The sequence below is a fragment of the Paenibacillus sp. FW126-R14 genome, assembly GCF_058789495.1.
In genome coordinates, this window is record NZ_JBYTBS010000141.1 from 1 (window position 1) to 676 (window position 676).

At 55.2% G+C, this 676-nt stretch carries 1 rRNA gene; it reads left to right on the forward strand.

Features of this window, described 5'->3' with window-relative positions:
* A 23S ribosomal RNA gene (locus AC3WRW_RS33065) occupies positions 1-676 on the forward strand; the annotation flags it as partial.

Here is a 676-nt window from a genome sequence, read left to right on the forward strand (position 1 = left end):
CCGGTATGGGGACAGTGTCAGGTGGGCAGTTTGACTGGGGCGGTCGCCTCCTAAAATGTAACGGAGGCGTTTAAAGGTTCCCTCAGAATGGTTGGAAATCATTCGCAGAGTGCAAAGGCATAAGGGAGCTTGACTGCGAGACCTACAAGTCGAGCAGGGACGAAAGTCGGACTTAGTGATCCGGTGGTACCGAATGGAAGGGCCATCGCTCAACGGATAAAAGCTACCCTGGGGATAACAGGCTTATCTCCCCCAAGAGTCCACATCGACGGGGAGGTTTGGCACCTCGATGTCGGCTCATCGCATCCTGGGGCTGAAGTAGGTCCCAAGGGTTGGGCTGTTCGCCCATTAAAGCGGTACGCGAGCTGGGTTCAGAACGTCGTGAGACAGTTCGGTCCCTATCTGTCGCGGGCGTAGGAAATTTGAGAGGAGCTGTCCTTAGTACGAGAGGACCGGGATGGACGTACCGCTGGTGTACCAGTTGTCTCGCCAGAGGCACCGCTGGGTAGCTATGTACGGAGGGGATAAGCGCTGAAAGCATCTAAGCGCGAAGCCCCCCTCAAGATGAGATTTCCCAGTATGTAAGACCCCTTGTAGACGACGAGGTTGATAGGTTCGAGGTGGAAGTGCAGCAATGCATGCAGCTGACGAATACTAATCGGTCGAGGGCTTAACC